14 protein-coding genes and 3 tRNA genes are annotated in these 14095 nt (G+C 61.9%); 14 read left to right on the top strand and 3 right to left on the bottom strand.

Annotated elements, in window-relative coordinates:
* Positions 1–60: 60 nt before the first annotated feature.
* Positions 61–1719, bottom strand: coding sequence for an acyl-CoA dehydrogenase family protein (locus IEV75_RS13110; protein WP_188453016.1), 1659 nt, complete (start codon positions 1717–1719; stop codon positions 61–63).
* Between the two features lie 119 nt (positions 1720–1838).
* On the opposite strand from IEV75_RS13110, the gene IEV75_RS13105 reads away from it, so the two are divergent.
* From IEV75_RS13105 to IEV75_RS13095, 3 genes are all read left to right on the top strand, one after another.
* A complete protein-coding gene (locus IEV75_RS13105; RefSeq protein WP_188453015.1) occupies positions 1839–2243 on the top strand; it encodes a hypothetical protein in 405 nt (134 codons plus the stop codon).
* A gap of 20 nt (positions 2244–2263) precedes the next feature.
* Entirely contained in the window at positions 2264–2905 is a 642-nt protein-coding gene (locus tag IEV75_RS13100; protein ID WP_188453014.1) for a YkgJ family cysteine cluster protein, read from the top strand.
* Between the two features lie 66 nt (positions 2906–2971).
* Positions 2972–4213, top strand: coding sequence for a M1 family aminopeptidase (locus IEV75_RS13095; RefSeq protein WP_188453013.1), 1242 nt, complete (start codon positions 2972–2974; stop codon positions 4211–4213).
* Between the two features lie 25 nt (positions 4214–4238).
* Here IEV75_RS13095 and IEV75_RS13090 read toward each other — a convergent pair whose 3' ends face one another.
* Positions 4239–5000 (bottom strand): TrmH family RNA methyltransferase, encoded by a 762-nt coding sequence (locus tag IEV75_RS13090; protein ID WP_233351866.1) that lies wholly within the window; start codon positions 4998–5000, stop codon positions 4239–4241.
* 212 nt (positions 5001–5212) lie between these two features.
* Here IEV75_RS13090 and IEV75_RS13085 point away from each other — a divergent pair.
* The 3 genes from IEV75_RS13085 to tuf all read left to right on the top strand — a co-directional run bounded on the left by IEV75_RS13085 (position 5213) and on the right by tuf (position 6858).
* Positions 5213–5298, top strand: a tRNA-Tyr gene (locus IEV75_RS13085).
* Between the two features lie 115 nt (positions 5299–5413).
* Positions 5414–5487: transfer RNA gene (locus tag IEV75_RS13080), tRNA-Gly, on the top strand.
* A gap of 195 nt (positions 5488–5682) precedes the next feature.
* A complete protein-coding gene (gene tuf / locus IEV75_RS13075; RefSeq protein WP_188453000.1) occupies positions 5683–6858 on the top strand; it encodes an elongation factor Tu in 1176 nt (391 codons plus the stop codon).
* Here tuf and IEV75_RS13070 read toward each other — a convergent pair.
* A complete protein-coding gene (locus tag IEV75_RS13070; RefSeq protein ID WP_188453011.1) occupies positions 6855–7022 on the bottom strand; it encodes a hypothetical protein in 168 nt (55 codons plus the stop codon). The genes tuf and IEV75_RS13070 overlap by 4 nt on opposite strands.
* A 153-nt stretch (positions 7023–7175) precedes the next feature.
* Between IEV75_RS13070 and IEV75_RS13065 the strand changes: the two genes are divergently transcribed.
* The 8 genes from IEV75_RS13065 to rplL all read left to right on the top strand — a co-directional run bounded on the left by IEV75_RS13065 (position 7176) and on the right by rplL (position 13979).
* Positions 7176–10148, top strand: a complete 2973-nt coding sequence (locus tag IEV75_RS13065; protein ID WP_188453010.1) for a TonB-dependent receptor plug domain-containing protein — start codon at positions 7176–7178, stop codon at positions 10146–10148.
* A gap of 297 nt (positions 10149–10445) precedes the next feature.
* Positions 10446–10521: transfer RNA gene (locus tag IEV75_RS13060), tRNA-Trp, on the top strand.
* A gap of 56 nt (positions 10522–10577) precedes the next feature.
* Positions 10578–10874, top strand: coding sequence for a preprotein translocase subunit SecE (secE, locus tag IEV75_RS13055; RefSeq protein ID WP_188453009.1), 297 nt, complete (start codon positions 10578–10580; stop codon positions 10872–10874).
* A gap of 5 nt (positions 10875–10879) precedes the next feature.
* The gene (nusG, locus tag IEV75_RS13050) at positions 10880–11413 is read left to right on the top strand and encodes a transcription termination/antitermination protein NusG (RefSeq protein ID WP_188453008.1); all 534 of its coding nucleotides are present in this window, start codon (positions 10880–10882) and stop codon (positions 11411–11413) included.
* Between the two features lie 143 nt (positions 11414–11556).
* Complete coding sequence (gene rplK, locus IEV75_RS13045; protein WP_188453007.1) at positions 11557–11988, top strand: 50S ribosomal protein L11; 432 nt, start codon at positions 11557–11559, stop codon at positions 11986–11988.
* A 6-nt stretch (positions 11989–11994) separates the two neighbouring features.
* On the top strand, positions 11995–12708 hold the full coding sequence (rplA, locus tag IEV75_RS13040; protein ID WP_188453006.1) for a 50S ribosomal protein L1: 714 nt from the start codon (positions 11995–11997) through the stop codon (positions 12706–12708).
* A gap of 323 nt (positions 12709–13031) precedes the next feature.
* On the top strand, positions 13032–13547 hold the full coding sequence (rplJ, locus tag IEV75_RS13035) for a 50S ribosomal protein L10 (RefSeq protein ID WP_127565792.1): 516 nt from the start codon (positions 13032–13034) through the stop codon (positions 13545–13547).
* A gap of 51 nt (positions 13548–13598) precedes the next feature.
* A complete protein-coding gene (gene rplL / locus IEV75_RS13030; protein ID WP_188453005.1) occupies positions 13599–13979 on the top strand; it encodes a 50S ribosomal protein L7/L12 in 381 nt (126 codons plus the stop codon).
* The last annotated feature ends 116 nt before the right edge of the window (positions 13980–14095 follow it).

Below are 14095 nucleotides of genomic sequence, written 5' to 3'. Positions count from 1 at the left end.
CCTGGCCGCCATCGCACTCGCATCAGCAAGACTCTGGGTCAGAGCTTATGAGTCCACGCCCTAGACCGCCAATCGCCCGCGCTCAATCAGTTTTTCGGTGTCGATCCGGCCATTGCCAGCGCCCAGCGTCGTCGACTGGCCGGCAATGCGCCGGGCGAGAAATGCGTCGGAAGCTGCATCGAGCCCCGCATCCATCAGGGCAAGGGCAGACAGAGCCAGCGCCGCTTCCTCGCTGAAGCGGCGGGCATCGGCCTCGCCAATGCCCCCTGCCAGTGAAGCCTCGATGCGGCCAATCAGGGCATCCAGCGCCGCGTTCTGCCCCTTGCCGCGGGCGAGATGGGCCAGCAGCGCCTCACGGCTTTCAGGGTCACGGCTGAGGGCGCGCAGCGTATCGAGCGCGATCACATTGCCAGAGCCTTCCCAGATCGCATTCAGCGGGCTCTGGCGGAACATGCGGGGCAAAGGCGATTCCTCGACAAAGCCTGCCCCGCCATGGGCCTCCATCGCCTCATAAACGAGGTAGGGCGCCCGCTTGCAGATCCAGTATTTGGCGATGGGGGTGAGTACGCGCGCCAGCGCCGCCTCAGCCGGAGCGGTGGTCATCCTGTCGAAGGCGTGGGCCACGCGGAAAGCGAGCGCCATTGCCGCTTCGGCTTCCATGGCGAGCTCTGCCAGCACCTCACGCATCAGCGGCTGGTCGATCAGGCGGCGCTGGAAGGCCGCGCGCCGGTCAGCATGCCAGATGGCGTGAAAGCTCGCCGTACGAATGAGGCCCGCTGACCCTGCCAGGCAATCAAGGCGCGTGTGATTGACCATGTCGATAATGGTGCGCACACCGCGTCCCGGTTCGCCCACGCGCCACGCCCAGGCGCCGTGATATTCGATCTCGGAAGAGGCGTTGGAGCGGTCGCCGAGCTTGTCCTTCAGACGCTGTATCTCGATTGTATTGCGTGTGCCATCAGGCCGCCAGCGCGGCACCAGAAAGCAGGAGAGGGCAGCGTTCTCACCGTCGCCCTCATAGGCAAGGGTGAGGAAGCCATCGCTCATGGGCGCAGAGCAGAACCATTTATGGCCTGTCAGCTCCACCTCATCCCCGCCAATGCTGACCGCCCGGGTCTCGTTGGCGCGCACATCCGATCCGCCCTGCTTCTCGGTCATCGCCATGCCGATGGTCAGGCCGGATTTTTTGTCCATCGGCTTCATGGCCGGATCATAGGCGCCCGCGGTCGCGCCCTTGATCCAGTCATCCGCCCAAGCGGCATGGCGCAGGGCCGGCACACAGGCATAGGTCATCGACATCGGGCAGCACACACCGGCATCGGCATGACCCATCAGCATGAGCAGGGCCGAATGGAGCGTGTGCGGGGCGGTATCCGTATTCCAGGCCGCTGCGGAGACGCCCGCTTCCAGCCCGGTTTGCATCAGCTGGTGGTAGGCGGGGTGGAATTCCACCTCGTCAATGCGGTGGCCATAGCGGTCGAAGGGCTTGAATTTCGGCGGGTTTTCATTCGCCTGCCGGCCCCATTCCTGCACCTCGGCTGAGCCCACTTGCGCGCCGAAGGCCGAGAGATGGTCACGGTGGGCTTCACCCCCATTGCGGCTGACGGCATCTCCCAGCACGCGGTCGGCGCTGAACAGATTGATCCCGCTCAATGGCTCGGACTGGTTGAAGACGCTATGGGTGCGCAACTCGCTGCGCGGCGCGTGGGGCTGGGTCATGGGGCGGAGTCTTAGCGGTCGGGCGGGTCCGTTGGCAATCGCCGCCCGCCGCCGATTTGGCCCCGGGCCGGTTATGCTGTTAGGGTTGAAGGGTAGCAGAGCCATGCGAAAGCAGAACCATGTCTACGAAACTCAATCCCATAGCACTCGCCGCCATTCTGGGCGCCTCGGTTGGTGTGGCCGGCGCGCATGCCAGTGATCCGCCGCGCGAGCGCGAAGAGGCGCACTCCGACAGGCGCGGCAGCGAGGCGGCCGCCCGCCAGCTGAAGATTGGTGAACCGCCGCAACGGCCTTCACGGCAGTACAAGCTGGGTGATGGTGCCACTGATTCTGACGATGCCGTGCCCTCACGCCAGTACAAGCTGGAGAACGTCCCGGCGCGCCAGTTAAAGATCGAGTCGCCCTCGCGGCAGATCAAGATCACCGACCAGCCCTCCCGTCAGATCAAGATTGACGGGGTTGATGGTGAGCAGGCTGAACGGCCCGATCTGCGAGATGACGGGCGTCAGCGCCGTCCGCAATAGTCGTGGTGCCTGACGAGGGCATGGACCGCCAGGCGGCGTTTTCCTATCGGTGCGCCGCGTGCAGCCGGTGCTGCCACCACAAGAAAATTCAGCTCAATCCCTATGAGCTGGCCCGGCTGGCGCGCGCGCAAGACCTCGACGCGGCAGCCTTCCGTGAGCGCTATGTGACCGATCATGTCTATCTGCGTCAGAAGGCTGACGGAGCGTGTGTCTTTCTCGGAGAGCAGGGCTGCACCGTGCATGCCGACAGGCCTTTGGTCTGCCGCCTGTATCCGCTGGGGCGCATTGTCGACGGTGAAGGCGAAAAGTTTGTCGAACTCACACCACATCCGCAGACCGAAGGCATCTACGGGAGCGATGGAACGATTGGCGAGTATCTCGCCACACAGGGCGCAGATCCGTTCATGCAGGCTGCTGACGCCTACTACCAGCTCTTCCGGTGGGTGGCCCGCCTGTCCGGCGATGGGGGACCGGACTCGGTCAGTGATCAGTCCGGCATACTGGAGGCGCTTGACCTAGAGGCGTTCGTTGCGCGCGAGGCAGCGCGCCGCAATGTCGATCTCCCGGAACCACTGGGGGAGCAGGCGAGGCTGCATTGCATCTGGCTGGCGGAGATGATCACGGACGCCCAACATGAACAAAAGTTCACGCCTCAGTCATGAGCGAGCAAGCCTGCCTCAATCACAACCCGGCTGATTATATTCAGGCTGGGTTCGGGGGCGTTGAGCATGAAATCGTTATTATCACTGGCATTTATCATTCTGGTGCCGTCGGCATTTGCCGCCGTACCGCCAGTTCACGGGCAGGCCAATTTCGAAGGCCATGTCGGGCCCGACCCGCTTACAGGCTCGCTTTCCGCCGAGTGGCACCTGTCCTTCATTGCCGGCGAAGACAATACTGACAGCGTCGGATTTCTGCTGGCGCATGGTCTGGACGTCAGTTCGGTCAGTGGCGCGCATGTGCGCAGTCACTCTGTCAGCGCTGATGATTCCTCGCCTTTCGCAAACCACCAGATTGATCTGACCGGAATTGAACCGGGGGATACCGTCGAGCTGGCCTTTTCCTATGCCGGCACGCCCCACCTTGATGACAGTGGAATGGCTCAGGTGTCGCCGGAATGGATCGAGCTAATGCTCGATGCCTACTGGTTTCCCGTGTCTGCCAGCTTTGACCAGATGATGACCGGCACGCTGTCGGTGGAGCTTGGCGGCAACTGGACGGTCATCGCTGGTCCGCCTGCCGTATATGAGGAAGGTATCCACATTATCGAGTTTACCCGTCCGCACATCGACGTGAATTTCGCCGCCGCACCCGCCATCACGCGTCTTGAGCGGGACGCATTCTCGGTCTTCCACACGGGCGCGCCCGAGGCTCAGCTTGCGCTGATCGACACGGCAGCCAGTGACTGCGCAACCTATCTCAACGCGCGCTACGGGCAGGAGGACGGGCTGGAAAACGTCCGGATCGTGATCGCTCCACGCGACGAAGCCGGTTATTACCGGCCCAATTTCATTTCCCTCGACGCTGCAGGTTTTGATGACCTTCTCGATGCACATGGCCTCTTGTGCCACGAGATGGCACATCACTGGGCCGTGACAGCGAATTTCAACTCCCCCCATCACTGGATGTCGGAAGCGTTCGCTGAATATGTGACCGCCCGGTTCGTGCGGGAGCATCACGGCCAGGAGGCCTATGATGCGATGGTGTCCATGTTTGACGCTGCGGGGCGCGATGCCGGTCCGGTCTGGTCACCGGAGATGGACTCGCGGCCATCGCATCGGCTGATGTATCGCAAGGCACCTTATCTGCTGTCCGAGCTCGAGGCGCAGATTGGCGAGGTGCGCTTTGACGCCTTCATTCACCGCTACATGACTGAGCGGTGGGCCACGACGGAGGAATTGCTGGCTGCGCTTGAGGCGGTGGCGGGTTCGCAGGCTGCCGAGGCGTTTGCCAGCGCGCTGGCGCGGTAGGGCAGGGCAGTAGCCGAGTGCCTTGCTAGCTTTCCGGATTGATCCGCGGATCGTGCCTGGAGGCTTCATAGAGAGCCACTGCGGCGGCGTTGGAGACGTTCAGGCTCTCTGCTTTCGGGCCCATGGGTATGCGTGCCAGCACATCGCAATGATCGGCGACGCGCGGGCGCAGGCCCTTGTCCTCTGACCCCAGGACAATGACGAGCCCTGTCGTGCGGCCCATCGTGTCTGCGCCGGTCTGCACGGCGGCGTCCAGCGAGATTTCCGCCTCGCCTGCCAGCCCGATCACGAACCGGCCTTCCTCGCGGAAGCCTTTCAGCGTGTCGGCGATATTGGTAACCTCGACATGGCCGATCTTTTCCGCGCACCCGACCGCGCTCTTGCACACCGTGCCGAAGATCGGTGGCGATTTGCGGTCCTGCATGACGATGGCACGCGCGCCGAAGGCTGCCGCCGAGCGGAAGATCGCGCCGACATTGTGCGGATCGGTGATCTGGTCGAGCACCACAAGAAGACCGTGCGTCGGGTCCAGAACTCCCTGCACCGGTTCGGGGGTCAGCGCCTTTGCCTTCAGGGCGAACCCTTGATGGACGGCCGTATCAGGCAGACGGGCGCTGATATCGCCCGGCTCCTCGACCTGCGGTTCGATGCGTGCGCGCATCGCCCCATCAAGATCCTTCGCGCCGTTGCGCGTGACGTGCAGCGATAGCGGCGTGCGTTTGGGGTTGGCCAGAGCGGCGAGTACCGCGTGCCGGCCCCATATCCAGCCCTCGCCGGGTGGCAGCATGTCACCACGTTGGCGGGCAGGTCCGCGGCCCTGTGCACGGGTGTGTGCGAAAGCCCGTTTGGAGGTGTTGCGCTGGTCAGGGGCCATAAGTATAAGTCGCGTCCCGGCTTTACGAGGCAGCCTCGTTAGGACGCCCGGCGCATTGGCGCAAGAGCGTTTCTGACAAGGCCAAATCGCAAGGCCCGGCCGGTCCGCCCGGCAGCTGGCGATCCGGAGGGGTGGGAGAGTGGTTAAATCCAGCAGACTGTAAATCTGCCCGCGCAAGCGTACGCTGGTTCGAATCCAGCCCCCTCCACCAGCCATTGTTCGCGAAGCGGGCTCCGGCTGGACAGGCCATGACCGGAAAAGTGCGGGAATTGTCTCGCCATCGGTCAGGGCTGCCGCTAGGATTGCGGATGCGCGGCGCGCACGGCGCGGGTGTAATTCAATGGTAGAATGTCAGCCTTCCAAGCTGAATATGTCGGTTCGATCCCGTCCACCCGCTCCATCCGCCGCACCGTGATCTGGCGCCTCCGCCCGGCACCGGTCCCGCGGAACAGCGCGAGGGCTGCAGGCAGAGCCCGTCACTTGCGCGCAAACCTCTTGCAATAGGCCGTGGCGGGCGCTATCCCGCCCCGTCAGTTAACCCGGGCAGCGCTGCACGCGCTGCCTTTCCAGCAAGTTGCGACGAGGACAAGGCGCGATGGCCAAGGCAAAGTTTGAGCGTAACAAGCCGCATGCGAACGTTGGCACGATTGGTCACGTTGACCATGGCAAGACGACGCTGACGGCGGCGATTACGAAGTATTTCGGTGAGTTTCGCGCGTATGACCAGATTGATGGCGCGCCTGAGGAGAAGGCTCGCGGGATCACGATTTCGACGGCTCACGTTGAGTATGAGACGGAGAACCGTCACTATGCGCACGTGGACTGCCCTGGCCACGCTGACTATGTGAAGAACATGATCACGGGCGCGGCGCAGATGGACGGCGCGATTCTGGTTGTGAACGCGGCGGATGGCCCGATGCCGCAGACGCGCGAGCACATTCTTCTGGCGCGCCAGGTGGGTGTTCCGGCTCTGGTCGTGTTCATGAACAAGGTTGACCAGGTTGATGACCCTGAGCTTCTCGAGCTTGTGGAGATGGAGATCCGCGAGCTTCTGAGCTCGTATGACTTCCCGGGCGACGATATTCCGATCATTGCCGGCTCGGCTCTGGCGGCGATGGAGGGGCGTGATCCTGAGATCGGCGAGAACAAGATCCGCGAGCTGATGGCGGCTGTGGACGAGTATATCCCGACGCCGGAGCGTCCGGTTGACATGCCGTTCCTGATGCCGATCGAGGACGTGTTCTCGATTTCGGGCCGCGGCACGGTTGTGACGGGCCGTATCGAGCGCGGCATTCTGAAAGTGGGCGACGAGATCGAGATTGTGGGTATCCGCGACACCTCGAAGACGACGTGCACGGGCGTTGAGATGTTCCGCAAGCTGCTTGACCAGGGTCAGGCGGGCGACAATGTGGGCGCGCTGCTGCGCGGTGTTGAGCGTGACGGTGTCGAGCGTGGCCAGGTTCTGGCCAAGCCGGGCTCTGTGAAGCCGCACAAGAAGTTTGAGGCGGAAGCCTACATTCTGACGAAGGAAGAGGGCGGGCGTCACACGCCGTTCTTCACCAATTACCGTCCCCAGTTCTACTTCCGCACGACGGACGTGACCGGGATCGTGACCCTGAAAGAGGGTACCGAGATGGTGATGCCGGGCGACAATGTGGAAGTGACCGTCGACCTGATCCAGCCGATCGCGATGGAAGAAAAGCTGCGCTTCGCCATCCGTGAAGGCGGCAGAACCGTCGGCGCAGGCGTCGTCTCCAAAATTATCGACTAGCGGAAATTGGGCGTTCGCTCCGGCGAATCGCAAATCCCCACAAAGCCGAATGCCAGACCGGCCCGGAGCAGCGCTCCGGGCCGGTTCTTTTTGTGCGGCATGCGAAATTGCGGCGGCTGGCGCCCGCTTTGATGACCTTTTTGCAACAGGTAGAGGGCGAACATGTGTCAGCGCAGCACCAAGCGCTTGGCGCATTATGAAGTTTCCGCAATGGTAAGGCCAAGCGAGGCTGTGAAAGGCCCGCTGATCCGCATTTGCGGGTTCGTGGCCATGGGCCTCGTTATGATTCGACTGCCTTAAACCAAAGGGGAAACATCGTGAAAAAGTGGAACAAGGAAGCGCTCCTGCGGACTTCGGTCCTGGCGGGCTTCGTTGCGGCCAGCGCCGCAGCGGCTCCTGCTCTTGCGCAGGAAGCTGAAGAAGAGGGTGCCACGCAGCAGCGTGAAACCATTCAGGTCACCGGTTCGCGCATTCAGCGTCAGGACTTCACGGCGGCTAGCCCGATTACCACGGTTGGCATTGAGACGATCCAGCTGAGCCAGACGCTCACGCTCGAATCGCTGCTCAACGAACTGCCGCAGGTCATTCCGGGCAACAACCAGTCTTCGAACAATGCTGGCGGCTTCGGTTTTGCAACCCTTGACCTTCGTGGTCTCGGTACGAACCGCAACCTGCTTCTGGTGAACGGCATCCGCCTGCCCCCGTCGTCCACGACCGGTACGGTTTCGCTGGACAACATTCCGACGGGCCTGATCGAGCGGATCGAAGTCGTTACCGGTGGTGCGTCGACGGTTTACGGTTCGGACGCCATCTCCGGCGTTGCCAACTTCATCCTGCGTGATGATTACGAGGGTGCAGAGGTTTCTTACACCTATGCGTTCGCGGAAGATGGTCCGGCCTCGGCTCGCCATGGCGTTGACTTCCTGCTTGGCGGCAACTTCGACAATGGCCGCGGCAATCTCGCCATGTACGGCAGCTACTATGCACGTGACGGTGTCTTCCAGTCTGCGTTTGACTATTCGCGGACGTCGGCGGCCATTTACGGCATTGTTTCGGGCGGTGCTGTTGTGGGTTCGTTCATCGAAGATGATCCGGCCTCGTTCATTGCGCGCCGTGACGCGGAGATTGCTGCAGGCAATTCTGTCATCCAGCTTTTCTCCGGTGGTTCGGCTACTCCGCCTTGGGGCTCGGTGAACAATAATGCCACCAACCCGTTCCAGGGTCTGGCAGCAGTTCTTCCCGGGCAGTTCGCAGCGGCGGACCTCGACTGTAATCCGGCCACGCCCGGCCAGCCTTACAATTCGGGCAACCTGGCGTTCGACGATAACGGTAATCTGGTTCCGTATTTCGGTGCCAGCGGTACGGCTTGTGCGATTCCTGCCGGTACGTCCCGCCGTTACAATTTCGCTCCTGACAATTACATCGTCATTCCGGCGGAGCGTTACAACTTTGCTGTGTTCGGCAGCTATGAGCTGGGCAATGGCGTCGAAATGACCGCCAGCGTCATGTACAGCGAGATCACCAACACGGTTGAGCTTGCAGCCACGCCGGCTACGGGTCTCACGGTTTCCGCTTCGAACAGCTTTATTCCGGCTGATCTGGCGGCGGCTCTTGCCACCCGTCCGAACCCGACCGCCGACTTTGTGATGAACTATCGCTTCAACAGCGTTGGTACGCGTGTTTCGGACTTCACCAACCGTTCGCTGATGGCTCAAGTCGGCTTTGAAGGCGACTTCAATGCCAACTGGTCATGGCAGGCGGCTGCGATCTACTCCAAAGTGGACGCGATCAACGACTCACGTAACTCGATCAACCGCACCGCCCTGGCTCAAGGTCTGTCTGGTTGCCCGGCCGTGGGCGCTCTCCCGGGGTGTGTCGAGCTGAACATTTTCGGCCCGAACACCCTCGACGCTGACATGGTGAGCTTCCTGCGTACCGATACGCGTTCGCTGGACTTCTCCGAGCGTAACCACTTCATGTTCTTCGTGAATGGTGACCTGATGCAACTGCCAGCCGGTCCGGTCGGTGTTGCTGCCGGTGTCGAATACCGTGAAGACAGCGCTGGCCGTGTTGTTGATGATGCGCAGCGTAATGGTGACATCTTCGGCTTCAATGCGGTTCAGTCACTCGGTGGTTCGGTGCGTATCGCCGAACTCTATGCTGAGGCTGCAGTTCCGCTCGTGGCCAATCAGCCGTTCATCGAGTATCTGGGTCTTGAGCTGGGCTACCGCGTGTCCGACTACAGCACCGCTGGCACTGTAGACACCTTCAAGATTGGTGGCGAGTGGGCTCCGGTTGACTGGTTCCGGTTCCGGACGATGTTCAACCGCGCTACCCGCGCTCCGTCGGCCTTCGAGCTGTTCCAGAATGGTGACCAGGGCTTCCCGGCCTACACCGATCCCTGTAACGACACGCCTGCGCGTACGGCGGCCACCGCGGCCTTCTGTATCGCTCAAGGTGTGCCGGCAGCTGCCATCACGGGCTTCAACCAGAACAACACGCAGGTCCAGGCGTTTGCCTTCGGCCAGCCGGATCTGGGCCCTGAGACTGCCGACACGTTCACGATCGGCTTCACGTCTTCGCCGCCGATCCCGTTCGGCACGCTGAACCTCGCTGTCGACTACTATGACATCGAGATCGTAGACGTTATCTCGACGCGTGGTGCGGGCACCATCATCGGTTCGTGCTTCGCTTCGGGCGATCTGACCAGCTCGGACTGCCAACGCATCCAGCGCCGGACCGACAACGGCCAGATCGACTTCGTGAACACAGGCCGCCAGAACTCTGGCTTCCTGCAGACGAAGGGTGTGGACGTTCAGGTTGACTTCCAGATGGACCTGCCGCTCTTCGGCATGGACGGTACCCTGGGTGTGAACAACCTGTACAACCACCTCGAAGAGTGGAACTCGAACGGTACTGACCTGCGTGGCATCACCTACGGTCAGATCGGTTCTGCCTATCCGGAGTACACCAACACGCTGACGCTGACCTACGCTCTGCCGTCGGTTGCCACCCAGCTGCGGTGGGTTCACACTCCGAGCCTCAGCGATGGCTGGTTCGGCATTGGCAACGCGTTCATCGACGACACTCCGGCTGTGAACTACATCGACCTCTCGGTCCGTTGGGATGTCACCGATGCACTCTCGCTCACCGTTGGTGCTCAGAACCTCACCGACGAGATCGCCACGCAGACAGCTGGCGGTGTCATCGGCGGTCAGGGCAATACAGACCCGCAGGTCTATCGTGCCCTCGGACGTATGTGGAGCCTCTCCGTCCGCTCGCGCTTCTAGGCGATCAGACGGTCTGGTTTCAGACTGCAAAGTGGGAAAGGCGGGCCTTGTGCCCGCCTTTCTTCTTTTGTGGGTGTTTCGTGCCTTTCAGGGGCACATCAGGGGCACAGCGGCCCCGGTGCAGAACCCGCCTGTCAGCACGGCTCACGCCGGGTGTGGATAAAAAATGTGATTTAACCGCTCATAAGGGTTTTCACCGGCGCCGCAAACCGCTACAAGGCGCGGCTCAAAGGACGGGTTTGGCCGTCCGGCGCGTGACAAGGGTGCGCACCGGGCGGTTTTGCGTTGGACTTTGATAGGGGTGTAGCTCAGCTGGTAGAGCGGCGGTCTCCAAAACCGCAGGCCGGGGGTTCGAGCCCCTCCGCCCCTGCCAGTTGCAAGGTGTGCGCGATCATCCCGCGCACCCATTATTAGAGTTTGAAAGAGGCGATGGCAAAAGCAGGCAAAACCCGTCAGCCGGCGCGCGCAGGCGCATCCGGGCAGGGCAGTGGCAGCGCTTCTGCCGCCGGCGCCACTGCGCCCGTGCGCAAGAAGCCGTTCAACCCGTTCCGCTTCATCGGCGAGGTTCGCCAGGAGGGCCGCAAGGTCACCTGGACCAGCCGTAACGAGACGATCGTATCGTCCATCTTCGTCCTGATTCTCTCGGTGATTGCGGCTGTCTTCTTCTTCGGGGTCGATTCCCTCATCGGCCTCATCGTCAATTTCCTGCTCGGCCTGGGAGCCTGATACGCATGTCGGCCAAGTGGTACATTGTTCACGCCTATTCCAACTTCGAGAAGAAGGTTGCTGATGCGATCCGCTCCGAAGCGGCGCTGAAGGGGCTGACCGACAAGTTCGAGGAGATTGTGGTCCCGACCGAGGAGGTCACCGAGGTGCGCAAGGGCCGCAAGGTCAACACCGAGCGCAAGTATTTTCCCGGCTACGTGCTGGTGAAAATGGACATGACCGATGACGCCTATCACCTCGTCAAGAATACGCCGAAAGTGACGGGCTTCCTCGGCTCCGGCGCGCGTCCGCTTCCCGTTCCGGAAAGCGAAGTGCTGCGCATCATGGGCAAGATGGAAGAGGATGCGGAAAATCCGCGCCCGACTGTCTCCTACGAAATCGGCGAGACGGTTCGCGTCACCGATGGCCACTTCTCCAGCTTCAACGGAATCGTTGAAGAGGTGGATGAGGGGCGTTCGGTGCTGAAGGTCGCGATCAATATTTTCGGCCGGGCAACGCCGGTCGAGCTTGAATACAGCCAGGTGGAAAAAGCCAGCTGACTGTGACTTCGGTGCGGGAGGGTCCGGGAAAGTCCATTCCGGCTCCGTTCACCGCGCCGCCCGCGCTTCCGCTGCTGGCCTGACCGGGCAGTGATGGAAGTTTCTTCTAACCGGGGTGCGCCCCGACAAAGAGTGACAGGGATATGGCCAAGAAGATTACCGGCTACATCAAGCTGCAGGTTCCCGCCGGAGCCGCTAACCCCTCGCCGCCGATCGGCCCGGCGCTGGGTCAGCGCGGCGTGAACATCATGGAGTTCTGCAAGGCGTTCAACGCCAAGACGCAAGAGATGGAAAAAGGGATGCCCATCCCCACCATCATCACCGTCTACCAGGACAAGTCGTTCACCTTCGAGACGAAGACGCCGCCGGCGAGCTTCCTTCTGAAGAAGGCCGCCAAGATCCAGAAGGGCAGCGCCACGACGGGCAAGTCCGGCCCCGTGGGCAAGATTTCGCGCGCCCAGTGCCGTGAGATCGCGGAACTTAAGATGAAGGATCTCAACGCCAACGATCTGGATCAGGCGACGAGCATTATCGAAGGCTCGGCCCGGTCCATGGGCCTGGAAGTGACGGGGTAAGCGGATATGGCTAAAATCGCAAAACGTGTTGCCGCCTGCCGCGAAGGCCTTGACCGCAACAAGCTTCATACGATCGACGATGCCGTGGCTTTCGTGAAGTCGAAGGCGAGTGCAAAGTTTGACGAGACGATCGAGATCGCCGTCAATCTGGGCGTCGACCCCCGCCATGCCGACCAGATGGTCCGCGGCGTGTGCCCTTTGCCGAACGGCACGGGCCGTACCGCGCGCGTGGCTGTGTTCGCCAAGGGCCCGAAGGCTGAAGAAGCCAAGAAGGCCGGGGCAGATATCGTCGGCGCCGAGGACCTGGTGGAAACCGTCCAGGCCGGCAATATCGACTTTGACAAAGTGATCGCCACGCCTGACATGATGCCGCTCGTCGGCCGTCTGGGTAAGGTGCTGGGCCCGCGCGGCATGATGCCGAACCCGAAAGTGGGTACGGTGACCATGGACGTCGCCAAGGCCATCGAGCAGTCCAAGGGCGGCGCCGTGGAATTCCGCGTCGAGAAGGCCGGGATCGTCCATGCCGGAGTCGGCAAGGCGAGCTTCTCCGCCCAGCAGATTTCGGAAAACATCCGAGCCCTGCTTGACGCCCTCAACAAGGCCAAGCCGGCCGGTGCCAAGGGCCAGTATATCCGCAAGATATCGCTCAGCTCGACCATGGGGCCGGGCGTTAAGATCGACGTGGCCGAAGCCAGCAGCGGTGCGCCCGCGGCTGCATAACTGAAGTTTCCAGAGCCGGGTTCGCCCGGTTCTGGCGGCTGGTTTGCCGGGCTTGCCCGGCCTGCCGGCCACCTGTCCGAGACCGCAGGGGCGGGAAGGGGGCTTGCCGCCTTTCCGCTTAATCTCAAAGACGGCCCTGCGCAGACGGGAGTACGAAAATACCTGTTTATCGCGTGTCATGCGCGGCAAGCGGCGTCATTTCGTTCCCCGGACAGGATACATGGCGGGGGTGAGCGCGCTCCGGGGTGGTCCCGGAGAGAAGCGGCGTCCCCATCACCGCAAGATGACCGGGTAGTCCGGTCATCCTGTAACGGGAGACCGCAATGGAGCGAGCCCAGAAAGTCGAAGCTGTCGATGCCTATAAAGGCATTTTCGCCGGCGCCGGCTCGGTAGTGATTGCTCACTACTCCGGACTCACTGTTGCGGAAATGACGTCTCTGCGTGCCGAACTTCGCAAGTCCGGCGGGCAGTTGAAGGTTGTGAAGAACCGTCTGGCCAAGATTGCCCTGAAGGGCTCTCCGGCTGAAGGCGCTGCCGACATGTTCACCGGACCTGTCGCCATTGCCTACGCCGAAGACCCGGTTGCGGCACCGAAAGCCACTGCGGACTTCGCCAAGAAGAACGAGAAGCTCGTTCTGATCGGCGGGTTCATGGACGTCACGGTTCTTGATGAAGGCCAGGTCAAGGCTCTTGCCACCATGCCGTCTCTGGACGAGCTGCGCGGCAAGCTGATCGGCCTCATCCAGGCGCCCGCCACGAAGGTCGCAGGGGTTGTTCAAGCCCCCGCCGGCCAGCTGGCCCGCCTGCTTCAGGCCTATGCAGACAAACAGGCTGCATGACGCCGTCTCCGCATCTCTAGTGACAACGCATTCAAACAGGACTGAAAACCGATGTCGAAAATCGAACAACTCGTGGAAGACCTTTCCAGCCTGACCGTGCTGGAAGCTGCTGACCTCGCCAAGCTTCTCGAAGAGAAGTGGGGCGTTTCCGCTGCTGCTCCGGTGGCCGTGGCCGCTGCAGGCGGCGCTGCTGGCGGTGAAGCCGCTGCTGCGGAAGAGAAGACTGAATTTGACGTGATCCTCGTCACCGCCGGTGACAAGAAAATTAACGTCATCAAGGAAGTCCGCGCCATCACCGGCCTTGGTCTGAAAGAAGCCAAGGACCTGGTGGAAGCCGGTGGCAAGGCCGTCAAGGAAGGCGCGCCGAAAGCCGAGGCCGAGGCCATGAAGAAGCAGCTCGAAGAAGCAGGCGCTACTGTCGAGCTGAAGTAAGGATCAGGGCCGTTCGCGGTTCCTGACACAGCGATCCGGCGGGCGTGTGGCGCAAAGCCACGCGCCCGTTCGGGCGTTTCAAGTTTCGCCTGGCATTCCGGTCTGCCCCGGGTGTG

The sequence above is a fragment of the Glycocaulis albus genome (genome assembly GCF_014639075.1).
In the GTDB taxonomy this organism is placed as follows: domain Bacteria; phylum Pseudomonadota; class Alphaproteobacteria; order Caulobacterales; family Maricaulaceae; genus Glycocaulis; species Glycocaulis albus.
This window is presented reverse-complemented; position numbering and strand designations above follow the sequence as displayed.